The following is a 24901-nucleotide window of genomic DNA, read 5'->3' on the forward strand; positions in this document are numbered from 1 at the left end:
GTTTATCTAGAGATTAATCATTTTTTTTGGTTTGAACTTGATCATCAAATACTACAAATAGAGACTTATTTTCTTTGGACCCTTTTGCATCACCTCACAATTTAGATAGAGAACTTCATTCTTTTCTTGCTGAAGCCTCAAGTAATCTTTGTTATTGGTTTGCTGAATCAGGCAGTCAAGGTCCAATGCCTGATTCCTTTGATTTGCCTGAGGCCTTTCCTAATAAAAAAGGTTTATCCAATGAAGTTTTATTGAATGATATTCAATTATTAATGAATGGTTCTTACCGACCATCTCATCCAAGGGCTCTCGCTCATTTAGATCCTCCTCCTCTATCAGCATCGATTGTAGGAGAGCTTATTTGTGCAGGTTTGAATAATAATCTTTTGGCTGAAGAATTATCACCTAGCTTGACATCCTTGGAAAGAAACTTATGTAAATGGTTTTGTCAGAAATTAGGTCTTGGTGATTTGTCTGGAGGTGTAGCGGCTAGTGGGGGAAGTTTAAGTAATTTAATGGCATTAGTAATAGCAAGAAATGTTGCTGGTCTAGAAAATGATCCCAGTGCAGTTTTTTTTGCAAGTGATGATTGTCATGTCTCATTTTCAAAATCTTTAAGGATTATGGGCCTTAAACAAGAATCTTTCCAAAAAGTCCCTACTGATGAAAAAGGTAAATTAGATATTTCTTCCTTGTCTTCAAAATTAAAAAAAATAAAATCTCAGGGAAAAAAATGTTTTGCTGTCGTGGCCACAGCAGGAACTACTGTAAGGGGAGCTATTGATCCACTTTCTGACATCGCTCACTTTTGCAAAAAAGAAAAAGTTTGGCTTCATGTTGATGGTGCAATTGGTGGGATTTATGGTCTATCAAAAATAACTTCAGAAATTGTTCAAGGTTTAGGTTCCGCAGACTCCATAACTGTTAATCCACAGAAATTATTGGGTATCGCAAAAACTTCCTCTTTATTACTGGTAGCTAATAAAAAACATCTTTCTTCTACCTTCTCAACCGGACTCCCTTATGCCGAACCAATTACAGGAAATGACTCTCATGGTGGAGAACTTGGTATTCAAGGTACTAGGTCCGCCGAGTCATTAAAATTGTGGATTGGTTTAAGACAATTAGGTGAAGAAGGTATTGAAAAAATACTTTTGGAATCTATTGAAAGAAGATGTTATTTAGAATCAATAATTGATTCATCAAAATTTAAAATAATATCAGGACCTCTTCATCTTTTAGCTATAACACCGAACAATTGTACTTCTTCTCAAGCCTCCGAATGGTCTATTAAAACGAGAAACTCTTTATTAGTCAACAAGTTTATGCTCTCAAGACCAATTTATGGAGATAGATATTATTTAAAAGCTGTTATGGGGAATCCTAATACTAAATTTGAGGATTTAAAACTTTTGTCTAATCTTATTAATCAATCAATTATTTGATTAAAAATGAATAAAGATTTTTTTAACAAAAAAAATATAGTGGCATTTATAACAGCTGCAATATCAATTTTGATTGGCCTAATTTATTTGGCATTGGTTTTTATTTTAGACTTTAGAGGTCCGATGACCCCTCCTCCCTCGGAGGCCTTGATCTCGGTGGTAGTTTTCTAAGTTTTTTTTCAACTATGGGATCAATAACCCTTTCATAAGCTCTTCTAATAAAACTTTTGAAATACTCATCTCTTTTATTTAAGTTGTAATGATACTCAACAACTTCTTGGATTCCACCATCTCCCCAATTTTGGTCTTGTTGGAAATAAGTTATAAAACTTGCTCCTGCAATTCTAGTAAGCCAGGAAACACTTACACCTTGAATTACTTTGCTAACAACTAATGTTGGGAGTGACAGACTTAATGTTGAGCTTATTAATGAAACACCACCTTGAACTAAACCCATAGTTGCAAGTGTTTTTCCTACCGATATAGCTAAATTCTTTGCGCTCTCTTTGGTAATTTCAACACCATAGATTTTTGCTATTTCAATGACCATTTGAGCATTAACAGCCGCCGCAGCGATCATGTCGATAACAGGTAATGGCGTTAGTATTAATGCACCTCCACTCATCCAACCATATTTATCAACACATTTTTTTGCTGATTGACTTCTTTGCTTAACTAATAATTTTTTACCTTCTTTCCCAAGATTGCTGCATTGAAGCAAAATATTATCTGCGATTAATTCTTCACCTTCTTCGTGTAGGATATTTGCTAATCTTCTAATTAAACTTTCGATTTCAGGGGCTGGTTGATAGGGCTTTTTCCCAGGGATTGCAATTGTCTGAGGGGAGGAGGATGTACAAATAATATCTTTTGGCTCAATAAAATCACCACATCTAGAATTTAGAATTTCGATTAATCTTTTTTCTTCATTTTCTCCTCTTAAATCTATCTTATTAAGAACAAGTAAAAGTCTTTTTCCTGCTTTAGATAAACTCCTAATTATTCTTGTTTCTTCAGAACGTAAATCTCCATCTATTACTACTAACATTAAATCAGATTTGCGTGCTTCTATTAATGCACTCTTTTCCCTTCCTCTGCCTCCTTTCCCGGCTTCTAATATTCCAGGCGTATCAATAATTCTTATTCCTCTTGGAAGTCCTTTGAGTTTTAGCCTGAAGGTTTCTTTTTCTCTTGTTGATCCCATTTCAGGACTAACTTTACCTACTATTCTTTTTAAAAGAGCTCTTATTAGTGAGGTTTTGCCACTAGAGCCAATTCCAAAAACTACTAAAATAATATCCCCTCTATCTAACTCTAATGAAACTCTATCCTTCTCATCCTGTAGGGCCTTGGCTTTGACTTTATCATTAATTAATTTGATTAGCTGATCAATACTTTTTAATGATTTATCTGCAGCTTGCTTTTTAGTTGTTAATGAAAAATCTATAATTTTCTTCTTCATTTTTATTTTAAATATCGATTGTAGATTGGTTTGTATCCACTCTATTTTCTTTGAATAAATTAAACCGCAAATTAATAAAATTGTGATTAATACCGCAGGTATATTTATTAATCTAATTATTGCTCCAACCAAGCCCACAAATATTAAGCTAATAATAATTATAGATATATATAATATTATTTTTTTTGAACTATAGATTTTCATATAATAATAACCAATTGTTTAATATTTTTTTCTTGGCTTGTCTTTAGCTATATCAACTAAAAAACATATTATAGCAATATTTATTGATACATCCGCTAGATTGAAAATAGGAAAATTAATAGGAACTAGCTCTATGAAATCTACAACATAACCTTTTAATAATCTATCAATTCCATTGCCTAACGTTCCGCCTAAAAGATATGCAAGTCCAATTAAATTCCAATAAGATCTCGGAGGGTATTTTAAAATAATAGTAATTAATAATAATGAAACAATAATACTTGTAATCGTAAGAAAGTTTGTTGAGTCGCTAAAAAGACTAAATGCAGCTCCTTTGTTTCGTATTAGGGTGAAATTTAATAAATTAGGAATAATATTTTTAGACCTTTCAAAGCCTAATGTACTTAAAACTAAGAACTTACTAATTTGATCTAAAAAAATAATAAAAATAGAGTAAACTATTATTTTCATTTTTCTACTCTTAAAGGAAATCATTTTACTATTAATATTTGTTTTAGTAATATTGATAATAGACTTATTGATATGCATAGTAATAATTGATTTGGAAAAGGTAAAAAAGTATTAATCAAAATCAGATCGGATAAAGAATCTAACCAATTTCCGAAGAGTTTACCAAAAATTAAATAAATAATACCTGTAATATGCAAAATGCATAATGATAGGATTGTATAAAATGAATAATTGATTAAATTAGCTTTTGAAGCATTTTTAGCTAAAAAACCACATGTCCAAGCAGCAGGAATAAATCCTAATAAGTACCCAAATTCAGGGGTTAAGATATAACCTACACTTCCTCCACCATGAAAAACAGGTAAATATAATAAACCTATAATCAAATATGAAATTGCAGAAATTGTTCCAATTTCGGGTCCACAGATCAATGAATTCAAAAGTAGCCCTTGGATTTGCCAATTGCTATGAAGTGGGATATTTGAGAGAGACAGCTCTTCTTGAGGAAGAATTATTGATGATGGTATCATTGAGCATACTATAATTAACATTATGCCTGTTATTGCTTTTACTCCGATACTAAATTTGTGCAATGAATTTAATTAGAATATCTTATACATTATTATTTACAAATTGATTGATATGTCAATAAGATAATTTAGAACTACATAGTCATAATGGAATTTTCAGTTGGAGAAAAAGTATCCTTACAAGTACCTTTGCCATATTTAAAGACAGCAGACTCCATCTCGATGTTAAGGCCCCCAGATCTAGTATCTCTTGATGAGATTGGAGAAATAATTGGAATAAGGCCAAATGATTTACTAGAAGTGAAATTTAGACGGGGTAATTTCTTGATACCTTCTGAAAGACTTAAGCTTTTGGATAGTGATATCTAAAAATAAAATAATATTTGATTAAATTTCCCAGCTTTTATTAATTTTCTGAATAACCTCTTTGTTGCTGCAAACACTTAGTAATGGGTTCTTTAAATATTTATTTGCAGCATACTTGATTTCTTTACTCGTTATATTTTCGAGTCTTAATAGAGTTTCTTCGTCATGATCCTTCGTTAAACCAATCCCTAAGATATGAGCTTTATGCTCAGCCCTTTGACTAATACTTTGCAGGGAATGAGCCATTTGGCCTCGATATTTTATCTTTACTAAATCTAATTCTTCAGCAGTTATTTCATTATCAATAATTTTACTCCAACATTCTTTTAGTAATTTTAGAGTAATTATTGCTTTATCTTCAGTAGTAGAAGCGTGCATTATAAATGGTGTTTGATTCTCTCTAATAGGATGATAAATTCCAGCTTCATAAACTACTCCATACTTTTCTCTTAGGACTTTGAATAATAAACTTGACATCCCATAACCTAAGTAGCATGATAATAACCTTAGTAAAATATCAGATTCATTATCGTATCTAATTGTTGCTTTACCTAGTAGCAGAATGACTTGTTTTGTATCTAATGTTCTTGTACAAATACTAGTTTTTGGTTTATTCTCAATTTCAAAATTATTGTATTTTTTAGATGTTTTATTTTGGTCATTAAAATTTTGACTAATACCTTTAAATGCAATTGAATTTTCTATATAATTTTCTATATTAATAGAAAACTTTCCTGAAATCACTAGGATTTTTTTTCTATTAGTTAATGATCTTGCTATTGGAATTATGTGATCCTTTTTGATTTTATTTATATCTTTGATTAATCCAAGTGGATCATGTCCATATGGTCCATTACCGTATACCATCCTTCTCCACCCATCAAATGCTAGTTGATATGTACTTTCTTTTTGTCTATTAATAGCTTTTATCGTTAGATCTTTTTCTAATTCAATCTGATCAATTTGGAGTAGTGGTTTTGTAATCATCCAACCAATTAATGGAAGAAGTTTAGAAGCATCATTCTCGACACATTTTAGACTTATTAAAAGACCATCTTCGTATGTATCACAATTTAAACTTGCGCCGGAACTTTCTACTATTTCAGCAACTAACTTATTATTGTATGGACCACAACCTCTAAGCATTGTTGCGCTTAAAAGTTGATGAATCCCTTTTTTATCTTTTGGATCATTTCTGCTTCCGTCTACTATCCATAGTTTTGCAGACATTATATTTTTACTATTAAGTTTGTCCAGAATTATTTTCATATTAATTTCTCAGGTTTAGCAACTAATGTAAATGCATTATCTGGATTAAATAATGGAAAAATTAATTCATTTAAACGTGTAGATGTCCAATATGATATATCATTTATTGATTTCAATATTGATTGATGTCTACCCCATAGAGCTTGATTTCCTAATGTAGAAGCAATTTGGCCACTTAATTCTAGACCAAAATAAATATTATTTTTTACTAGTTTTTTCGCACGTTCCAAGTCTTTAATAGTAACTACGTTCCTGTTTAATTCTCTGAGAATATTGTTGACTTCATATTCGGCAATTTTAAGATTTTGTTCTGGGCAACTCACATCTAAAAGGATTAATCCACCTTCTTCAAGAATTTGTAAATCTATATCTATTGATTCGATTATACGTTTTTCTTCTCTTAAGTCCTTAACAATAATACTACTTTTACCCTCGCATAACATTGTGGCAGCAATTTCTGCTCCTAAAATCAATATCTGCTCTTTTGCAGGTGGTAGTCTCCATGCTTTCAATATTCTTCCTCCTTCAAGCCTAGGAATAGTTTCTTTTTTATAACCTTTATTAAAAATAGGCTTTGAACTAATATTTGTTTTATCTGAGAATGTTTTTAATTGCTTTAATTTACTATTGTTAATTATTGAATAAATTTCTTTTGGTAACTCACCAGCAATACAAAGCGTACAGTTTTGACCTATATAATGATTTTTATGAAATATTTTCATTTGCTTAGGTTTTAAGTTTTTAATGGTTTTTTCATCGCCCAATATTGATCTAGAATATCTATGTGGTTTATAACATTCTTTTAATAATTTCATATAAATAATTTCATCTGGTTGCTCTATATTTTGTGCGATTTCCTCTAAAACCACTTCTTTTTCCATTTCAAATGCGTTTTGATCAATCTCAGGAAATAATACTAAATCTAATATTAATTTTAGTGCTTCTTCTATGTTTTCTGGTGGTACAAGAACGTGATAGTGAACATCGTCTAAACCAGTTGCAGCATTGCTACTTCCCCCTAAGGATTCAACTTTTAAATCGAACTCACCTTCTCTAAGGTTTTTACTCCCTTTAAATATCATATGTTCTAAGAAATGGGCTATTCCTTCTTCATCTTTTATTTCACAAAGACTTCCTGCTTTGCACCAAAAGTCAATACAAGTTAATGTTGATTGCTCTGTATCAGCTAGAACACATGTAGCGCCATTAGGCAATGACCAATGATTTACTTTCATTTTAAATATTTTAAAGCAAGCTAAATCTTTATGCTATATGGCTTATGTTAATCAGATTTATAATTTTGTAATTCTATGGTTTTAAAATTCTTAAATTGGACAGTCAATTTAAGTTTTATATGACTTTAGATCTATATTTATATTTAAATTAGTTTTATTAAGTTGATTTTCTGTTAATATATATTTTTTATCATTATTTCAAGTATTTATCTTGTGCTTATTCACTTTTCTTTGCATAAAATCTCTTTTTGTCAGTTTTTTGAGCCTTATTAATAATATAATATTGTGCAAGTGTATTTATAAATAAACAGTTTCTATGATTCTTGATCAAACCTTTTTAGCTTGAGTACTTGGTTTTGAAGTCAGTTTTTTATACTCAAAATAAATTGAATCCTCTTTTGGTTGAGGCTTACGAACTTATCAATAATAGAATCAATTCCTTGATTGATGTTGAACCTCTAAATATTGATCCTAAGTTGAGCAGGATTTATAACAACCTAAATAATGAGGATTTATTTATTCTAAACGAGTTTTATCAGGCAAAAGGATTTAGAAAAATTCATTTGGAAGTCGCAAAACTTGGTAAATCATTGCAAATCCTTCATTGCGTCTTTTTCCCAGACCCTTGCTATGAACTTCCCTTGTTTGGAGCTGATTTGGTAGTTAATTCAAATAATATTTCCGCCGCCATTGTTGATTTGTCTCCTGTTGGAAAACATTTGCCTGATTCTTTGATTTCACAAATCAGATCATTAAAGGTCCCTAAATTCAAAGAACCGGGGAAGCTTCCAGAATGGGGATTTATCTTTTCTCCGTATGTATGCTTTATTCGTCCAATTGATTCTCTTGAGGAAAAATCATTTTTAAAACTCATTGATCAATATTTGTCACTATTATTGTCATTGTTAGTTAATGTAGATATTGACGAAATTAATTCGTTGGACACAATGAATAGACTTAATTATCAAAAACGATATTGCTTAAATCAAAAACGTAATGATAAAACTAGAGGGATTCTAACTAAATTTTTTGGTTCATCATGGGCAAACGAATACATAAACAAGATACTTTTTGATTGCTAGTTATGTTTAAATATTTATCTTTAAAAAATTTACTTCTTCTTGGTATCACAAACTTAAGCGTTATATTAGTTAGTGGATGTAATAACAAAAATTTAGAACTTAGTCAATCTCTCAAGGATATTGAAGTTATTGAAAAGATTGAGGGTGTAGCTGCATTGGGCCAATTAAATCCTCACGGCGAAGTAAGAAAATTAGCAGCTCCAACTAGTGGAAAAGGCGGTACACCAAGATTATCTAAATTATTAATTCAAGAAGGCGACTCTATTATAAAGGACCAAATCTTGGCTGTTTTTGATAATCGTTCCAAGCTTGAAGCCGATTTGGAATCTGCAAAAGCTAATTTAAATGTATTAATGAGTGAAATCAGGATAAAAAAAAGGGAAATAAATAGATATCAAAATCTTGTTGATAAAGGAGCAGTGGCTGAAATTGTTTTAGATAAGATGAAAGACGATTTGTTTATTTCTGAGACCAGTACATTAAAGTTTCAGTCTGCTATCGATTCAATTAAGGTTGACTTAGAACAAACAGAATTAAAAAGTCCAATTGATGGGATTGTTCTGCAAATCTTAGTTCGTGAGGGAGAGAGACCAAATTCGTCTGGTGTAGTTAATGTAGGTGCTAACCAACTAATGGAAGCGCTTATTGAAGTTTATGAGTCCGATATAGATAGAGTTCAAATGGGTCAATCTGTTGAATTGATTAGTGAGAATGGAGGTTTTAATGGGTCTTTAAGTGGTCAAGTTAGCTTGATCAGTCCACAAGTCAGGCAAAGAAGAGTTCTTTCAACTGATCCAACTGGTGATGCTGATTCAAGGGTTGTTGAGGTCAGAGTAAAGCTTGATAATTCTTCATCTAAAAAGGTTTCTCACCTTACTGGAATGAAAGTCATTGCTCGTTTTCAGCCGTAGTGGATTTAATTAATTTTTTAAATAAAAGAAAAATACCTCTTGCTTGGCTCTTGCTGACAAGACAACCCTTAAGGATATTGGTAGCTATTGCTGGAATTGCATTTGCAGGAATCTTGATGTTTATGCAATTAGGTTTCAGAGATGGTTTATTTGACGCAAGTGTTACTGTTCATAAGTTGTTTGACGCAGATTTGGTCTTAATTAGTCCTCGCTCAAAAAGTTCAATAAGTATGAGTGGGTTTCCTCGAAGAAGATTAGTTCAAGCAATGGCTCATAAAAATGTAACTGGAACAACTGCGGTTAATTGGAATTTTTTGCTTTGGCGAAATCCTGAAAATTTATCAACAAGATCTATTCTTGCTTTGGGCTTTGAGCCGAGTAAGCCTTTGTTGATTGATTCTGATTTTGAGAGAAAGGCTAAAACTTTAAAAAACAAAGGAAGAGTTTTGTTTGATGATCTTTCCAGAGATGAATTTGGACCTATTGCGTCTTGGTTTAAATCTGGACGTATAGTTGAAACTGAAGTCGCAGGTAAAAGAGTTAGAGTTTCTGGAATAGTTAGTTTAGGTCCTTCCTTTGGCGCAGATGGAAATTTAATAACTAGCAGTGAGACATACTTAGAATTATCTCCCGGTAATCCTAAAGGAAGTATCGAAATTGGTTTAGTAAGGTTAGAGAAAGGATCTGATATTGAAAAAGTTGTTCGCTCATTAAATATAAGTTTGCCCAGTGACGTTAAAGTTATGTCTTTGAAATCATTTATAGATTTTGAAAAGAATTATTGGAAAAGTAGTACATCGATTGGCTTTATTTTTACATTGGGCGCTGCAATGGGATTTATTGTTGGTTGTGTAATTGTTTATCAAATCCTCTATAGTGATGTAAGTGATCATTTACCTGAATATGCAACCTTAATGGCGATGGGATATAACTTAAGAAGCTTATTAGGAGTTGTAGCTAGAGAAGGATTCATTCTATCAATAATGGGATATATTCCTGCTTATGTTTCAGGACAAGCTTTGTATGCTTTGGTTAGATCATCAACTAAATTACCTGTTGAAATGAGTTTCAGTAGAGCATCGATTATATTTTGCCTGATACTTTTTATGTGCATGGGATCAGCATTAGCTGCTATGAAAAAATTGGCTGATGCGGACCCAGCTGAGATATTTTGATGAATAAATCGAGTTTTTTAAATTTAAATAAATTATGAAAAATACAAAAAAAAATACTTTAAATATTTCTTCTTTAAATCATTGGTATGGGCATGGAGAAATGAAAAGACATGTTCTTCAATCTATCTCTATGGAAATTTCTCCTGGGGAAGTTGTTTTACTGACAGGACCTTCCGGATGTGGAAAAACCACTCTTCTAACGTTGATTGGAGCTCTTCGCAAGGTTCAAGATGGTGACATTCAAGTTTTTGGGAAACAGCTTTTTGGGGCAAGCCGAAAAACTAGACAGAATCTTAGAAAGAATATTGGCATGATTTTTCAGGGGCATAATCTTTTGAGATGTCTTACTGCTGAACAAAATGTCCAAATGGGCGCTGACCTTTTAAATGGATTTTCATATAAGGCTCGAAGGGCGCAGTCTCGAGAATGGCTTAGAGCTGTTGGTTTAGAAGATCACTTATGTAAGCTGCCACATGATTTGTCAGGTGGCCAAAAACAGCGAGTTGCTATTGCAAGAGCGCTTGCTGCCAGACCCAAATTACTATTAGCAGATGAACCAACATCTGCATTAGATAGTTCAACTGGTAGAGAAATTGTTGATTTGTTAAAAAAACTAGCTTTAGAACAATCCTGTTCAGTATTGATGGTCACTCATGATCCAAGAATATTGGATGTAGCAGATCGTCTCTTGCGCATGGAAGATGGTCAATTATTGCCCTCTGTTTAGTAAATTATATAGATATTAAATTTTGTAGGAACTAGCATGTCCAAAAGACGAAATCTTAAAAAAGAGAAGCAAGAGAGAAATAGGGCTTATGCGAGGAAATTCAAGAAGCGCAAGCTTCGCAATGATGGTAGAGGTGAAGGGGCAGGTAATGGTGTTACCGGTACGGCAAATAACGGAGGAGCCGCTGATTAAGAATTTATTTTAAATTAGAAAATATTCTGTTTAAATCCTTTAATTTAAAGTGTTTGAACAAAGATTTTCACTTTATCTTTTTAATTTAGGATGTTAATCAGCGTTGTTATACCAACTTACAATAGACTTCCAATACTAAGAAAGTGTCTAATTTCATTAGAAAATCAAACATGGAGTGGTGAAATCTATGATTACGAGATTGTAATTGTCGATGACGGATCAACAGATGGGACTATTGATTGGCTAAGAAATAATATTGAGACTTTTCCTCACTTAAGACTCTTTGAACAAACGCATGGTGGACCAGCTCTAGGAAGAAATTTTGGAGTCAGAAATTCAAAAGGTGATGTAATTGTTTTTATTGATAGTGATCTAGTCGTTGATAAGTTTTTCCTTAGGAACCATGTTGATTCATTACTCAAAGCTTGGAAAAAAAATGGTAATAGAAAATGTTTTACCTATGGATCAGTAATAAATACTTCTAATTTTAATAATCCAAATTCTGAACCTTTTAAACTGCAAGATTTATCTTGGGCTTACTTTGCTACTGGAAATGTTGCTATTGATAAAAAGGTTTTAGAAAAATCAGGCCTTTTTGATACATCTTTTCGACTTTATGGTTGGGAGGATTTGGAACTAGGAGAAAGACTAAGAAATATGGGAGTCAAGCTTATTAAATGTCCAAAAGCTATTGGATATCATTGGCATCCAGCATTAGCTCTTGATCAAATTCCTAATTTGATTCGAATTGAAAAAGAAAGAGCAAAGATGGGATTGGTTTTTTATCGTAAGCACCCAACTTTAAGAGTGAGATTTATAATTCAATATACATTTATTCATCGTTTTGTTTGGGAATTTTTAACTCTTGGCGGGCTTATTAATACAAAAACTCTTAGACCGATCTTGTCTATTTTGATAAAAAATGGTCAATCTGGCTTGGCTATGGAATTGTTAAGACTTCCTCTTAATTTGATTGGAGTGAGACAAATTTTTAGAGAAGCATCATTAATTGGACTTCGGTGAGCCATGATTTGTTAGATTAGAATTGCAATTTAAAACCGCACACCTGACTGTTTCGGGTGATAAATAAATTTTGATTATTTAATCCAGATTTACTTTGTCCCTGTTGGGTGGAGGCGAACCCGGAACCCACAACAAAAACATGGCTGTAGTTTCTCTCTCAGAGATGATGGAAGCTGGTGCTCACTTTGGGCATCAGACAAGAAGATGGAATCCCAAGATGTCCCGTTACATCTATTCTGCTCGTAATGGGGTCCATATTATTGATTTAGTCAAAACCGCTGTTTGTATGAATAGTGCTTACAAATGGACAAGAGGAGCAGCAAGAAGCGGTAAACGATTTCTTTTTGTTGGTACTAAAAAACAAGCTTCCGAAGTAGTTGCTCAAGAGGCTATGAGGTGCGGTGCGTCCTACGTTAATCAAAGATGGTTGGGAGGGATGCTTACTAATTGGACAACAATGAAAGCAAGAATTGACCGACTTAAAGATCTTGAAAGAATGGAATCAAGTGGTGCTATTGCAATGCGCCCCAAAAAGGAGGGGGCCGTATTACGTAGAGAATTAGAACGATTGCAAAAATATTTAGGTGGACTTAAAGGAATGAGACGACTGCCCGATGTTGTCGTCTTGGTTGATCAAAGGCGAGAAACAAACGCTGTTCTAGAGGCTAGAAAACTAGATATTCCTTTAGTATCAATGCTTGATACTAATTGCGATCCAGATTTATGTGAAATTCCAATACCATGCAACGATGATGCTGTCCGATCTGTTCAACTAGTCTTGGGTAGACTTGCTGATGCTATTAATGAAGGAAGGCATGGCCCTAATGACTAGTTAATACATTTATTTGATAAATTCTTAACAACCTTATTCTCACTACCTAAAATAAAATGCCGGATATAACAGCTAAACTCGTCAAAGAACTGCGAGATAAGACATCTGCAGGGATGATGGATTGCAAAAAAGCCCTAATTGAAAATAAGGGTGATATGGAAAAGTCTATTGAGTGGTTAAGACAAAAAGGTATTGCCAGTGCAGAAAAAAAATCAGGTCGAGTTGCTGCCGAGGGTGCTGTAGGTAGTTACATACACACAGGTTCTCGCGTAGGTGTACTTCTTGAGCTGAATTGTGAGACGGACTTTGTGGCCAGAGGAGATTTATTCCAAGGCCTATTGAGAGACCTTTCTATGCAAGTCGCCGCTTGCCCAAATGTTGAATATGTTAGCGTTGATCAAATTCCAGAATCAATTGCCAATAAGGAGAAAGAAATAGAGATGGGTAGAGATGATCTTTCAGGAAAGCCTGATCAGATAAAAGCTAAAATTGTTGAAGGGAGAATTGGAAAGAGATTAAAAGAAATGGCTCTCCTTGAGCAGCCGTTTATAAAAGACAGTTCAATAACTGTTGAAGAGTTGGTAAAACAAGTTGCTGGAAAAATAGGAGAAAATTTAAAGGTTCGCAGATTTACTAGATATACACTTGGAGAGGGGATTGAGGTTCAAGGACCTGACTTTGCAGAAGAGGTCGCATCTATGACTTCAGGTTGATCTTGTCTGAAAACAAGTATTTATTTGATTCTAATTTTGATCCTTTAGATCAAATAAGATTACTAAAAGAAAAATGTAATAATATATCTCCTTATTTATATAGGGCTAATTCTTATTACCTAGAAGAACTAAGAAAATTTTTACCTCAAACTATAAGAACTTCATTATTCTCTCTCATTACTGATAGGCTTGGAGATGATTTCGGCTTCTCAACAGTAAGTTCAAGAAAAATATTTCAGTTAAAAATTGATAAATTGGTTTCAGATAATATCTCTCTTCTAACAATTGAACATCTAAATGAATTGGCTAAGAAAATTGATGAAGAAAATATTCGTCAGTTCCATAATGCAAAAGATGAAATTCCGAATTCCTTTGAAATGAAAAATGATTCGGAGAAATTAGAATCATTGAGTGATGTTGCTTCAATTGATATAAGTTTAATTCCGCCTTTGGAGAACTTGTCTATTACTGAAGGATGGAATGGAGAAATAAAAGCTCCATATTCAATAGATGATAAAGACATTTACATTAAAAGTAAAATATCAGATAGTGAGAATCTAATTAATAATACAAGTAAGGAGTATCAGGCATTAAAAGATGATGATAAGAATTCTGATAAGTTTAATTTAAAAAGGAAAGATATTGATATTTTAAAGTCCATATTTGCTTTGACAGATGAATCAAGTTCAAATAACTTAGAATCAAAAATAGAAGCTTCATCTGATAAATCTAACTCTATTGAAAATGGTAAAAATAATCGATTTTTACCACAATCACCAATTGGATTATACGAGTGGATGATTTCTATAGATACAGCTTTGGTTCGAAGATTGCGTGATCTTTCACATTCCATTAATACTGAGCTTTTAAAATCAGGCTTGGTAAATACACTTGTCCCAATTAATATTTTAGATGCGGCTTTATCTGGCCAATTAATTTCTTCTAAATCTATTTCCAATATTCTTACTTTTAAATTGCCAACGAATAATCTATTAAGTTCTGGAGGATTAGATGTCGATTGCTTGCTAATTACACCTTCAGATATGGAATTTGATAATCCAGCACTTAGGAAAAATCGAAGTAATATTCAACATTATCAAAAAGTACTTTTGGGTATGATTAAACAACAACGATACTGGCAAGGGCGTTCTCTAGCCGAAGAGATGAGTAAAGAATGGTGGAAGGATACAACAAAAATATAAGCAGCAATGATCTAAAAGCTATACCTGATCGCAAATCATGTGAACTAAAAACCTGGATTCGATCTTTACAACAAGCTTTAACAGTTGAAGTTGACCACGGGTTTACGAATGTTCAAGGGAGAAAAAGTAGATTTTCTTATTTCGTAAATAGATATTTATTAAGTATCCCTTCCATAGCTGTTTACGAGTCTGAACTCTCTAAATTAAAGAAATTAGCTTTGGCTTTTGAAGGTTATTCAAATATGTCTATAGATGATAGACGTAGATTATTAGTTCAGACAAGACAAGCTCTTCATAATCTATATAAATCTCAAAATCGTGAAGAGAAAACAAGTACGGAAAAGTTAAAGATAAGAAGATCAAGTGATCCTGATATTTATAAGAAAAGCTCTTCCTCAGATTCATTGAGTTTAGAAAGTTCGATTGCAGCTATTAAAGGTGTTGGGCCAAAGCAAGCTGAAAGATTATCTTCATTGGGTCTAATTTTAATTCGTGATCTCATAAATTATTTTCCTCGTGATTATGTTGATTACACTTCATTGAAAACTATAGATAAAAGCCAAGCTGGTCAGAATGTAACGATTGTCGCAAAAGTAAGGCGATGTAGTTCATTTAAAAGTCCTAAAAATCCAAATCTTTCAATTCTTGAGTTGTTTATAAAAGATAAGACAGGGGGTATGAAAGTCACTAGGTTTTTTGCCGGACGTCGTAACAGCAGTATTTCGTATGTGAAATCTCAGCAAAGTTTATATGCTGTTGGTGCTACTGTTGCGGTGAGTGGGTTGGTTAAGGAGAGTAGATATGGTAAATCATTAAATGATCCTTTAATAGAAATTATCGATAGTCCTAATAGTTATTTGAAATCTAAAATTATTGGTCAGATATTTCCTGTTTATTCTTTAACTGAAGGAATTACTGCTGATAAATTCAGAGATCTAGTCCAATCGATTCTTTATTTGACATCTGAGATAAAGGAGCCACTCCCTAAAGATACATTAAAAAGACTAGGCCTACCTACGAAGAAAGAAGCTTTTTTCCATATTCATAATCCTGAGAATTCAAAAACTTTAGCTAAAGCAAAAAGAAGAATTGTATTCGAAGAATTTTTATTGTTGCAGCTTAGTCTTCTTTTAAGACGTGAATTACATAAGAAACGTAATTCCCCTCAATTAAGTATTGAGCTGAGCAGTAATAGCCTAGTTAGGAAATTTTTGAGTATTCTTCCTTTCTCCCTCACAGATGCTCAAAAAAGGGTTTTAAAGGAAATTGAATCAGATATAGTCAAAGCCGAACCAATGTCTCGACTTTTACAAGGGGATGTTGGAAGTGGAAAAACTGTTATTGCTATTTCAGCACTCCTCACTGCAGTTCAATCAGGATGGCAGGCTGCTTTTATGGCACCAACTGAGGTGCTTGCTTCACAACACTATCAAACATTAAATAAATGGATTCCTCAGCTTGAATTAAATGTTGATCTATTAACTGGTTCCACATCAAAGTCTCGTCGTAAAGAAATTCTTAATGATTTAGTAAATGGATCTACAAAAATTCTTGTAGGAACTCATGCATTATTTGAAGACCCAGTTGTTTTTGATCGACTTGGTCTTGTAGTTGTAGATGAGCAACATCGCTTTGGTGTTAAGCAGAGGAACAAACTTTTGAACAAAGGTTTGCAACCTCACTTGCTGACGATGACTGCTACTCCCATTCCTAGAACCTTGGCACTTACTTTGCATGGTGATCTCGATGTTAGTCAGCTAGATGAACTTCCCCCTGGTCGCACTCCTATCAATACTCAGCTGATATCACCTAAAGATAAAAAGTATGCATATGATTTAATGCGGAGTGAAATCAATAAAGGACATCAAATTTATGTTGTTCTACCTTTAATTGAAGAATCCGAAAAACTTGAGCTCAGCTCAGCTGTTGATGTACATCATCAATTGTCTACAGATATCTTTTCAGATTTTACTGTTGAATTACTGCATGGAAAAATGAAAAGTGTAGAAAAGCAAGATGTCATTCGAAATTTCCTTAACAAAAAAAGTGACATACTAGTTTCTACTACGGTTATAGAAGTAGGTGTTGACGTCCCAAATGCCAGCGTAATGCTAATAGAAGATTCTGATCGGTTTGGACTTGCTCAATTGCATCAACTAAGGGGCCGTGTTGGGAGGGGGGCATCCCAGTCATACTGCCTGTTGAGTTATCAGAATAAAAACAAATTATCTCGACAAAGATTGGAAGTTTTGGTTAATTCCAATGATGGATTTGAAATTTCTGAAATTGATTTGCGCTTTCGTGGGCCTGGACAAGTCTTAGGTACTAAACAATCGGGTTTGCCTGATTTTGCTCTGGCATCATTAGCAGATGATGCTGATGTCCTTGATCTTGCGCGGAACGAAGCTCGAAATATTTTAGACTCTGATCCTGTTCTTACAAATAACTCAATGCTTCGTTCTCTAATAAAAGAACAGTGGGAAAAACTGAAAATTGGTAATAAATTAAATTAACTTTTTAAAAAGTTCTAACTATTGAACTCATTTGTTTTTTGGGTAAAATTAAAAAATAATTTTTAAACGATTAAATTTTAATACTCATATATTCCACAAATGATAAAGTTAAGACCTTGGAATTACATCAAAATAAATGAGTGTAATGAGCCTTTAATATCTATTCCAAAATCCATATTTCGATTAACACCTCATCCTTATATGTCTTTAGGTGCACCATATTTAAGTGGAGCAGATCCATGGGTTTTACGTAGAAGTGTTTTAAAAAGATTGATGCGTGCGCAAGAGAATCTTTCCGAGATTAATCCTCAATTACAGTTGGCTTTGTTTGATGCTTGGAGACCTATCTCTGTCCAAAATTTTATGTTTAATTACACTATTAAAGAAACTTGCAAGTCGAAGGGCATTGATATTAATGATTGTTCTGTAAATGGAGGAATCAATGATGTAATTGAGGAAGTAGGCCGTTTCTGGGCAAAACCATCCTCTGATCCTCTTACACCGCCTCCGCACAGTACAGGTGCTGCTATTGATTTAACACTTGCTGATATGACTAGTAAACCATTAGATCTTGGAGGAGAAATAGATTTTATTGGACCGGAATCTAGCCCTGACTTTTATAAGAAAGACTCTTTTAAGATGACTTATTCAAAACATCAGGTTTTTCAGGATAGAAGATTACTATTGTTTTCAGTTATGGAACAGGCTGGTTTTGTTCAGCACCCAAATGAATGGTGGCATTTTAGCTATGGAGATCAGTTGTGGTCTTGGTTAACTAAGAAAAGTAATGCTATTTATGGGGCTGCACTTGAGGTAAGTAAAGACATTACACTTTCAGAGCCAAGTTTAGTTACATGATCTCCAAGACTAGATGAGGTTCCAGTATCTTTCCAGCTAAGCAATAAAGGCTCTAATGTCTTCTCTAATTCATTGATAGGCATTTTTTGTAGATACGGAGTCGCCAATCTTTGTAAATTAGTGCTACCACCAAGCCACAGTTGGTATTGATTTAGACCACTACCAACTAGAGCTAATTCTGCCATGTATGGTCTAGCACACCCATTTGGACAGCCTGTAACTCTTACCAGTATTGATTTGTTAATCTCTAGGGTTTTTAATTGATTGTTTATTCTTTCCAATAGCTCAGGTAAAAATCTCTCTGCTTCTGTCATTGCAAGTCCACATAATGGTAGAGCTGGACAAGCCATTGCATGCCTAGCTATTGGGTCAGGGTTTTCTGGATTATTAAAACCTATATTGATAAGAGCATTTTTTACACTGACTTTTTGATAATTACCAATATTACATAAAAGTAAATCTTGGTTGGGCGTTAAACGTACATCCAATGCATATTTTTCAACTATATTTCTCAGCTCTTTCTTTATCTCTCCGGTAAGTCTACCTGATAATAATGGTAATCCAACAAACCATAACTTCTCAGATTGTTTATGCCAACCTAAATAATCTTCAAGTATTGTTTTTCCTTCGTTCCTTAAAGTATAAATCTGTTTTGAGAAATATTTGGTTGTCAACTGTTTCTTAAACCAATCGATACCCATGTCGTGCAAAACATATTTAAGTCTTGAGTGTCTTCTCGTTTTTCTATCTCCATAATCTCTTTGGAGTGCGAGAATAGATTGAACAAGCTCTAAAATGTGTTTCCCTTCTACAAAACCAATGGGATCTGCTACTCTTGCGAATGTCGTATCTAAGTTGTGTGTCCGCCCCATACCCCCTCCAACGTAGACATTACATCCTTCTAGATCTCCCTTTGTGTTCGTGAAAGTCACTAGACCTATGTCATGAGTAAGAATATCTACAGAGTTATCGCCTGGAACTGTAGTTGCACATTTAAATTTCCTTGGCAAGTAGGTTGCACCATACAAAGGTTCATTTTTATCTCCACTAAAAACTCCAGGATTTTGTTGTAGCTTTCTGTTCCTTTTGACTTCAGGCGAAGGCTTGATAGCGTATTTCATCTCACCATCAACCCATAAATCAATATATGTTTTCTCTGCTTTTTGGGGTGATAAAACATCGGCAATATCATTAGCTAATTTTCTCGCAGCAGGATAAGAACCTTTTTCATAGGGGGCTGCTGGAGCCATTACATTTCTGTTGACGTCTCCACAAGCCGCGAGGGTCGACCCCATTGACTTCACTATTGTTCCTATTACTTCTTTAATATTCTCTTTTTTAATACCATGCATTTGGAAGCATTGACGTGTGGTAGCTCTAAGCGTTTTATTCCCTAGTCGATCAGAGAGATCATCTAATGCAATAAAAAGAGGACCTGGGACAAAACCAGCTGGATTTCTTAGCCTCAGCATCATTTGCCAGTCTTTACCTGTGCCGCCCCTTTTTCTATGTTCTCGATCATCTTGTTGGTAACTACCATGAAATTTTAGTAGTTGTACTGCGTCGTTTGTAAAGTGATCACTGTCGTTAATTAATTCGCTTTGAAGAGGTTCGTTTAAGTAATTACTATCGGCTTTAAATTGTTCAAATTTCGCTCGAGGGGAATTGTTAGCTATGCAAGGTGAAGGAACAGTCTCTTTTATTTCTCCAACATTTGTATTGTCATTTTCTTCGAAATTCATTAGAGCTTCAATAGCTGCATTACTGAATCCAGCATCTTTGAGGTCTTTTTCTATGTTTTTTGGAGTTTCTTTTGAATTGCTATTTTTAACTGCCTCAAGTCTTATCCCTTTAGGTAATGTTTTATTGATCTGACTTGCCTCTTCTTCTCTGAGCTTTTCATCGAATTTTTGTTGAATAGCTATTTCGGCTGAGCTTATGTTCTTTTCGGCTTCTTCTTTAGTGTTCCCTATTTTTTTTACTACATCACATGTTCCAAAAGCCTCCCTTAATTTACCTCTTGGTACAGCAACCCTGAGGTAAAAACCCGATCTTCCAGGTATTTCTATGATCTTGGGCAATGGTACCTACACCGGTACCTACACTGTATCATTTTTCGTGTTAGTTGGTGCCTAATTGTTCAAATCAAGCCATGACTGATTGAATGCATTCCATTTTATATTAAATTTTTTCTAGGACACAGAATGTAGAAGTAATTCGAATTTAGATCTAATCTTGTTGAGAACATAAGGAAATTTTTTTGTCTACTTACCTTTTAGAAATCGGCACAGAGGAACTGCCCGCTGATTTTGCTGAATCTGTTATTTCCCAGCTTGAGTTAAATGTAAATAACGACTTGAATTCTTCTCAAATAAAATTTAGTGAAATAAGAGTTACAACTACTCCTCGAAGAATTGCATTAAGCATTGAAGGGCTTAGTCCTTTTTCTGAAGATAATATTTCAGAACGAAAAGGTCCTCCTTTTTCTCAAGCTTTTCATGATGGAGAACCTACAAAGGCAGCAATAGGTTTTGCCAAAAGATATAACCTTTCTCCTGAAAAATTAGAGGTTCGTGAAACGCCAAAGGGTTCATTTGTTTTCGCGAAATTAATCGAGAAAGGTAAGCCCGTTAAAAGTTTGTTGGCTGATTATTTACCGGGATGGATCAACAAAATTCAAGGAAGAAGGTTTATGCGGTGGGGTAAAGGGGATTTTCGCTTTTCGAGACCTATCCGTTGGATTGTTTCTTTGATTGATTCAGAAGTTTTACCTTTTAGAATTTCAGGGTGCGATCCGGAAATTCAAATTACTAATATCTCAAGACCACATAGGTTGTATGGCTCAACATTAGAAATAAAGAACGCAAAAACTTATTTTGAACAATTACAGGATGTTGGAGTAATAGTTGACAGGAATAGCCGCCTTTCATATATCAATAATTTAGTTCTTAATCACGAGAAAAATAAGAAAGTTAAGCCTGATCTAACTGAAGCCCTTGTAAATGAGCTGACCGATTTAGTTGAGTCTCCTTTACTTGTGACTGGGAGTTTTGATGAATCTTTCTTAGATTTACCCCCTGAGGTTTTGTCCACAGTGATGAAGGTTCATCAAAGGTATATACCTTTGTACAAAGAAGATGTTGAGTTTGATTCATTATCACTTGACTCAAGAGATATTTTACTACCTAATTTTTTGTGTATTAGTAATGGATTATCTTCAGCCAAAGAAAATATTATTTTAGGTAATGAAAAAGTATTAAAGGCAAGGTTTTCTGATGCTTCATTTTTTATAAAGTCAGATTTATTAATAAAAAGCTCTTCACGTATTAATAAATTAAAAGATGTAACTTTTGCTGAAGGATTAGGTTCTTTATATGAACGTGTTAGTCGGATTGAATGGCTTGCAAAATTGTTGACATCAAAACTTAAATTTGATCAAGAGGACATTGAGAAATCTGTGAAAGTTGCACATTTTTCTAAACATGATTTAGTTAGCAACATGGTTGGTGAGTTTCCAGAATTACAAGGAACTATTGGATCTAAATATTTACTTCGTGAGGGTGAATCCAGAGATGTATGTCTAGGTGTTTTGGAGCATTATAAACCTAAAGGAACTGCAGACGCTCTCCCCTCAAACAACCTAGGCAATGCGGTTTCATTAGCTGAACGCTTTGAATTGCTTTTCAGTATCTATTCTAAGGGAGAAAGACCCTCTGGCTCATCTGATCCATATGCTTTGCGAAGGGCTGCTAATGGAATTTTGTTGATATTATGGAATAAGGATTGGCAATTAAATATTAATGAAATACAAAATGATTCACTAATTTTTTGGAAGGAACTTTTCCCTTCTCTTGCTATTGAAATAAATAGTCTTTCCAACGATTTAATGGAATTCTTTCGTCAAAGAATTATTAGTTTATTAGAGGAGAAAGATATCGACTTTGATATTATTCAGGCAATTGCAGGAGACACAATTTCAACATCAAATTTATTAGATGATCCAACTGACGTTTATTTTCGTACTACATTATTAATGGAAATGAGGAGAAATAATACCCTTAATTTGTTGCAAGCTGTTGTGACTAGAGCCTCTAAGTTGGCATCTAAAAGTTCTATCCCCAAAGATGTTATAGATCCTTCAGGTTTTGTAGATAAATCACTATTTGAGAAGGCTTGTGAAATCGAAATGTTTAATGTTTTAGAGAAATTAAAACCTCTAGCGATAAACGGTGACCGTGTTAAATATAAATTGTTAGCTGATGGTCTAGTCTCAAGTGCTGAAACTCTAGCCAACTTTTTTGATGGAGATGGAAGTGTAATGGTTATGACAGATGATATTAATCTAAGAAATAATAGACTAAATCTTTTGACAATCCTTAGGAATCAGTCTTTGAAGCTTGCCGATTTCAGTAAGCTTAGTTAATTATTTTAGTTAATATTGGTATTATTTTTTACTGGTTTTTATACCACCTTTAATTGAGCTTACCGCTAACATTTTATTAACTTCTTTATCATCTCTCACTGCGCTAGGTACTGGCTTGTATGTGCTTGGTGCAAGTGCTTTTCCTCTTAAAACAGAACCAATTGTTAACAGTGTAAGTTTTAGTTGTTGAAGTGGCTTCATCGCAACCACAGTTTTATAGAGATAGCTATCAAATGTAAGTCTTTGAACATCCATGTCTCCACACATCTCTACAAAAGCTTCTCTTGCTCCATCACTGGTGTAAAAAATTCTTTGGAGAATATCTAAAACTGTATATGTGGTCCCATACTTTTTATCCCATTTTTTTAAATATTTTTTGAGATCATTCTCTGTGGGTATTATTTTTCCATTTTGACTTGATTCGACAATTTGCTCGGCACACATCCTTCCACTTTTAGCAGCAAAATAAATCCCTTCTCCTGAACTTTTGGTTACATAACCAGCGGCATCTCCAACTAGAGCCATTCTTCCAACAACTCTTCTTGGTCTGGGATGCTCAGGAATTGGATGAGCTTCTACTTTGATGACTTCTCCATTTACGAGCCTCTTCTTTGCTCTCTCTCTAACACCAATCTGGAGGCTTTTTATTAAACCACCGTTTTGTTTCATTGTCCCTGTTCCCGCTGCAACATGGTCGTATTTTGGGAAGACCCAACCATAGAAGTCCGGTGATACATCTGTACCGACATACATTTCGGCTCTATCTTCGTAATACTTCATTTCCTCTTTAGGAAGTTTTATTCTTTCTTGAATTGCTACTGCATAGTTGTAATCACCAGCATCCATTACTTTTGCAACTCTGCTAGTTGCACCATCAGCCCCAACAATTAAATCCACCTCAAGTTGCTTCCCTTTCTCTTCAGATTGGTCCTTCAGTATTTCCGTATAATGAAGTGTATATGGACCTTGTTTGTTAGTACCAGTTTCTATTTTTGATACCAATCCATTTACTAATGTTGCGCCAAGTTCAGCAGCGCGATTTCTCATAAAAGAATCCATAACTTCTCGCCTCAACATGCCTATATATTCTTTGTCGCTTCCTGGGTAAATATCATCCAAAATAATATCTACTTCTCTATTTGATGGAGATATCATTTTCATGTTTCTGACTTTCCTATCAATAATTGATTCAGGAAGATCAAATTCAGAAACCATACACAATGGAATCGCTCCTCCACATGGTTTTGCATTATCAAGCTTTCTCTCGAAAATCCAAGTTTTAATCCCCGCTTTAGCTAAAATCTCTGCAGCGCATGATCCACTTGGACCACCACCAATAACAGCAACTCTTAACATCTTTGGATGAAAAATTTAGTTCTCTATATATAAAACTTACATCCTTATCTCATAGAAAGTATAAAGATTGGAGATACTCGTTACTATCGAAACATCATTTTTGTGAATTCCAATTGTTTTGACCATAAGTAGATCGTATGAATTATCAAGATGACATCCCTCTGGCAAAAAGGATTAGATCCATCAAAACCTTTACTACCAAGTCTTTTTTGCGTTTAGGACTTCTATTAGTTGGATTTGGTATGTCGTTAACGTTTTTAGTTGATAAATCATTTTTACGCCAAACAAAATTTTTAGATGATTCGATTAACTCCCCTGAGACAAATCAAAATAAAAGTTTGTTGGGCCACCTTCCTTACCCTGAGGCTTTGAAAAATGAGTTAATTCTTTTCTCTCCAGGTATTTACGTTCATAAGGAAATTTATGAAAATTTTAAGGAAATGCAATTTATGGCTGCCCAAAGAGGAATTTCTTTACAACTATTAAGTGGTTATAGATCAATTGATTTGCAAAGAGAGATTTTTTATGAAAATAAATCTCTTAGAAATCAAACTGCTGTAGAGCGTTCTATGGTTTCAGCTCCTCCTGGCTATTCTGAACACAGCACAGGATATGCAATCGATGTTGGTGATGGGAATTATCCAGATACTCATTTTGAGGTTGAATTTGAACAAACGCCTGCTTTTAAATGGATGAAGAGGTTCGCCCCAAAATATCATTTCGTTCTCTCTTTCCCACCCAATAACAAACAAGGAGTAACTTATGAGCCTTGGCATTGGAGATTTGAAGGGACTGTTAATGCTTTGAGGAAATTTGAAGCTGCCAATAAAATTACAAAATTTAAATAATTTTGACTTAGTTTTTTTTTACTTCTAATTTTTTATTCGATATTTTAATTGGCATTTAAAACAG

At 33.8% G+C, this 24901-nt stretch carries 22 protein-coding genes; 15 read left to right on the plus strand and 7 right to left on the minus strand.

Features of this window, described 5'->3' with window-relative positions; translation table 11 throughout:
• The first annotated feature begins 74 nt into the window (after nucleotides 1–74).
• Complete coding sequence (locus tag AC6EIZ_RS00780; RefSeq protein ID WP_498511533.1) at nucleotides 75–1445, plus strand: pyridoxal phosphate-dependent decarboxylase family protein; 1371 nt, start codon at nucleotides 75–77, stop codon at nucleotides 1443–1445.
• 112 nt (nucleotides 1446–1557) lie between these two features.
• Here AC6EIZ_RS00780 and AC6EIZ_RS00785 read toward each other — a convergent pair whose 3' ends face one another.
• From AC6EIZ_RS00785 to AC6EIZ_RS00795, 3 genes are read right to left on the minus strand one after another with little or no spacing between them, the layout of a single operon-like run.
• Nucleotides 1558–3111, minus strand: a complete 1554-nt coding sequence (locus AC6EIZ_RS00785) for a YcjF family protein (RefSeq protein ID WP_498511535.1) — start codon at nucleotides 3109–3111, stop codon at nucleotides 1558–1560.
• An 18-nt stretch (nucleotides 3112–3129) separates the two neighbouring features.
• Nucleotides 3130–3582 carry a signal peptidase II gene (gene lspA / locus AC6EIZ_RS00790; protein ID WP_498511537.1) on the minus strand — a complete coding sequence of 151 codons (453 nt, stop codon included), beginning with the start codon at nucleotides 3580–3582 and terminating at the stop codon, nucleotides 3130–3132.
• Nucleotides 3583–3602: 20 nt separating this feature from the next.
• The gene (locus AC6EIZ_RS00795; protein ID WP_498511539.1) at nucleotides 3603–4112 is read right to left on the minus strand and encodes a biotin transporter BioY; all 510 of its coding nucleotides are present in this window, start codon (nucleotides 4110–4112) and stop codon (nucleotides 3603–3605) included.
• Nucleotides 4113–4259: 147 nt separating this feature from the next.
• Between AC6EIZ_RS00795 and AC6EIZ_RS00800 the strand changes: the two genes are divergently transcribed.
• Entirely contained in the window at nucleotides 4260–4481 is a 222-nt protein-coding gene (locus AC6EIZ_RS00800; RefSeq protein ID WP_498511541.1) for a DUF3148 domain-containing protein, read from the plus strand.
• A gap of 18 nt (nucleotides 4482–4499) precedes the next feature.
• Here the strand turns inward: AC6EIZ_RS00800 and AC6EIZ_RS00805 are convergent, their stop codons facing one another.
• Together AC6EIZ_RS00805 and AC6EIZ_RS00810 are read right to left on the minus strand one after the other, a co-directional pair.
• On the minus strand, nucleotides 4500–5708 hold the full coding sequence (locus AC6EIZ_RS00805) for a M16 family metallopeptidase (protein ID WP_498511543.1): 1209 nt from the start codon (nucleotides 5706–5708) through the stop codon (nucleotides 4500–4502).
• Between the two features lie 35 nt (nucleotides 5709–5743).
• Nucleotides 5744–6982: a M16 family metallopeptidase gene (locus tag AC6EIZ_RS00810; RefSeq protein WP_498511545.1), complete on the minus strand. Its 1239-nt coding sequence runs from the start codon at nucleotides 6980–6982 to the stop codon at nucleotides 5744–5746.
• 386 nt (nucleotides 6983–7368) lie between these two features.
• Between AC6EIZ_RS00810 and AC6EIZ_RS00815 the strand changes: the two genes are divergently transcribed.
• The 11 genes from AC6EIZ_RS00815 (at nucleotide 7369) to AC6EIZ_RS00865 (ending at nucleotide 18210) form a co-directional block, all read left to right on the plus strand.
• On the plus strand, nucleotides 7369–8064 hold the full coding sequence (locus AC6EIZ_RS00815) for a phycocyanobilin:ferredoxin oxidoreductase (RefSeq protein ID WP_498511547.1): 696 nt from the start codon (nucleotides 7369–7371) through the stop codon (nucleotides 8062–8064).
• Nucleotides 8065–8066: 2 nt separating this feature from the next.
• Complete coding sequence (locus tag AC6EIZ_RS00820; RefSeq protein ID WP_498511549.1) at nucleotides 8067–8975, plus strand: lipid ABC transporter permease; 909 nt, start codon at nucleotides 8067–8069, stop codon at nucleotides 8973–8975.
• Nucleotides 8976–8983: 8 nt separating this feature from the next.
• Nucleotides 8984–10150 (plus strand): ABC transporter permease DevC, encoded by a 1167-nt coding sequence (gene devC, locus AC6EIZ_RS00825; protein WP_498513134.1) that lies wholly within the window; start codon nucleotides 8984–8986, stop codon nucleotides 10148–10150.
• A gap of 34 nt (nucleotides 10151–10184) precedes the next feature.
• Complete coding sequence (locus AC6EIZ_RS00830) at nucleotides 10185–10877, plus strand: DevA family ABC transporter ATP-binding protein (protein ID WP_498511550.1); 693 nt, start codon at nucleotides 10185–10187, stop codon at nucleotides 10875–10877.
• A gap of 36 nt (nucleotides 10878–10913) precedes the next feature.
• A complete protein-coding gene (locus tag AC6EIZ_RS00835; protein WP_011293689.1) occupies nucleotides 10914–11069 on the plus strand; it encodes an Asl3888 family RNA-binding protein in 156 nt (51 codons plus the stop codon).
• Nucleotides 11070–11159: 90 nt separating this feature from the next.
• Nucleotides 11160–12092 carry a glycosyltransferase family 2 protein gene (locus AC6EIZ_RS00840; RefSeq protein ID WP_498511552.1) on the plus strand — a complete coding sequence of 311 codons (933 nt, stop codon included), beginning with the start codon at nucleotides 11160–11162 and terminating at the stop codon, nucleotides 12090–12092.
• A gap of 139 nt (nucleotides 12093–12231) precedes the next feature.
• A complete protein-coding gene (rpsB, locus tag AC6EIZ_RS00845; RefSeq protein WP_498511554.1) occupies nucleotides 12232–12924 on the plus strand; it encodes a 30S ribosomal protein S2 in 693 nt (230 codons plus the stop codon).
• 56 nt (nucleotides 12925–12980) lie between these two features.
• Nucleotides 12981–13637 carry a translation elongation factor Ts gene (gene tsf / locus AC6EIZ_RS00850; RefSeq protein WP_498511556.1) on the plus strand — a complete coding sequence of 219 codons (657 nt, stop codon included), beginning with the start codon at nucleotides 12981–12983 and terminating at the stop codon, nucleotides 13635–13637.
• 2 nt (nucleotides 13638–13639) lie between these two features.
• Nucleotides 13640–14839, plus strand: a complete 1200-nt coding sequence (locus AC6EIZ_RS00855) for an adenylate cyclase (protein ID WP_498511558.1) — start codon at nucleotides 13640–13642, stop codon at nucleotides 14837–14839.
• Nucleotides 14812–17352, plus strand: coding sequence for an ATP-dependent DNA helicase RecG (gene recG / locus AC6EIZ_RS00860; RefSeq protein ID WP_498511560.1), 2541 nt, complete (start codon nucleotides 14812–14814; stop codon nucleotides 17350–17352). Before AC6EIZ_RS00855 ends, recG begins: the two co-directional genes overlap by 28 nt.
• A 102-nt stretch (nucleotides 17353–17454) precedes the next feature.
• Nucleotides 17455–18210 (plus strand): M15 family metallopeptidase, encoded by a 756-nt coding sequence (locus AC6EIZ_RS00865; protein ID WP_498513136.1) that lies wholly within the window; start codon nucleotides 17455–17457, stop codon nucleotides 18208–18210.
• Here the strand turns inward: AC6EIZ_RS00865 and AC6EIZ_RS00870 are convergent.
• Nucleotides 18147–19952 (minus strand): NADPH-dependent assimilatory sulfite reductase hemoprotein subunit, encoded by a 1806-nt coding sequence (locus tag AC6EIZ_RS00870; RefSeq protein WP_498513138.1) that lies wholly within the window; start codon nucleotides 19950–19952, stop codon nucleotides 18147–18149. The two genes, AC6EIZ_RS00865 and AC6EIZ_RS00870, sit on opposite strands and share 64 nt — an antisense overlap.
• 518 nt (nucleotides 19953–20470) lie before the next feature.
• Here AC6EIZ_RS00870 and glyS point away from each other — a divergent pair.
• Nucleotides 20471–22633, plus strand: coding sequence for a glycine--tRNA ligase subunit beta (glyS, locus tag AC6EIZ_RS00875; RefSeq protein ID WP_498511562.1), 2163 nt, complete (start codon nucleotides 20471–20473; stop codon nucleotides 22631–22633).
• Nucleotides 22634–22654: 21 nt separating this feature from the next.
• Here glyS and chlP read toward each other — a convergent pair whose 3' ends face one another.
• The gene (gene chlP, locus AC6EIZ_RS00880) at nucleotides 22655–23989 is read right to left on the minus strand and encodes a geranylgeranyl reductase (protein WP_498511564.1); all 1335 of its coding nucleotides are present in this window, start codon (nucleotides 23987–23989) and stop codon (nucleotides 22655–22657) included.
• 242 nt (nucleotides 23990–24231) lie between these two features.
• Here chlP and AC6EIZ_RS00885 point away from each other — a divergent pair, with 242 nt between their 5' ends.
• Nucleotides 24232–24837 (plus strand): M15 family metallopeptidase, encoded by a 606-nt coding sequence (locus AC6EIZ_RS00885; RefSeq protein WP_498511566.1) that lies wholly within the window; start codon nucleotides 24232–24234, stop codon nucleotides 24835–24837.
• Nucleotides 24838–24901: the final 64 nt, after the last annotated feature.

This window comes from Prochlorococcus sp. G4PB16 (assembly GCF_059772465.1).

What these genes read in the sequence shown, in the direction of transcription:
- recG (WP_498511560.1), top strand. Translation starts at nt 14,812, where the DNA reads ATGGTGGAAGGATACAACAAAAATATAAGCAGCAATGATCTAAAAGCT.
- AC6EIZ_RS00870 (WP_498513138.1), bottom strand. Translation starts at nt 19,952, where the DNA reads ATGAATTTCGAAGAAAATGACAATACAAATGTTGGAGAAATAAAAGAG.
- tsf (WP_498511556.1), top strand. Translation starts at nt 12,981, where the DNA reads ATGCCGGATATAACAGCTAAACTCGTCAAAGAACTGCGAGATAAGACA.
- AC6EIZ_RS00840 (WP_498511552.1), top strand. Translation starts at nt 11,160, where the DNA reads ATGTTAATCAGCGTTGTTATACCAACTTACAATAGACTTCCAATACTA.
- lspA (WP_498511537.1), bottom strand. Translation starts at nt 3,582, where the DNA reads ATGAAAATAATAGTTTACTCTATTTTTATTATTTTTTTAGATCAAATT.
- AC6EIZ_RS00795 (WP_498511539.1), bottom strand. Translation starts at nt 4,112, where the DNA reads ATGATACCATCATCAATAATTCTTCCTCAAGAAGAGCTGTCTCTCTCA.
- AC6EIZ_RS00830 (WP_498511550.1), top strand. Translation starts at nt 10,185, where the DNA reads ATGAAAAATACAAAAAAAAATACTTTAAATATTTCTTCTTTAAATCAT.
- AC6EIZ_RS00820 (WP_498511549.1), top strand. Translation starts at nt 8,067, where the DNA reads ATGTTTAAATATTTATCTTTAAAAAATTTACTTCTTCTTGGTATCACA.
- AC6EIZ_RS00800 (WP_498511541.1), top strand. Translation starts at nt 4,260, where the DNA reads ATGGAATTTTCAGTTGGAGAAAAAGTATCCTTACAAGTACCTTTGCCA.
- AC6EIZ_RS00785 (WP_498511535.1), bottom strand. Translation starts at nt 3,111, where the DNA reads ATGAAAATCTATAGTTCAAAAAAAATAATATTATATATATCTATAATT.
- AC6EIZ_RS00810 (WP_498511545.1), bottom strand. Translation starts at nt 6,982, where the DNA reads ATGAAAGTAAATCATTGGTCATTGCCTAATGGCGCTACATGTGTTCTA.
- AC6EIZ_RS00835 (WP_011293689.1), top strand. Translation starts at nt 10,914, where the DNA reads ATGTCCAAAAGACGAAATCTTAAAAAAGAGAAGCAAGAGAGAAATAGG.
- rpsB (WP_498511554.1), top strand. Translation starts at nt 12,232, where the DNA reads ATGGCTGTAGTTTCTCTCTCAGAGATGATGGAAGCTGGTGCTCACTTT.
- AC6EIZ_RS00885 (WP_498511566.1), top strand. Translation starts at nt 24,232, where the DNA reads ATGTCGTTAACGTTTTTAGTTGATAAATCATTTTTACGCCAAACAAAA.
- chlP (WP_498511564.1), bottom strand. Translation starts at nt 23,989, where the DNA reads ATGTTAAGAGTTGCTGTTATTGGTGGTGGTCCAAGTGGATCATGCGCT.
- AC6EIZ_RS00805 (WP_498511543.1), bottom strand. Translation starts at nt 5,708, where the DNA reads ATGTCTGCAAAACTATGGATAGTAGACGGAAGCAGAAATGATCCAAAA.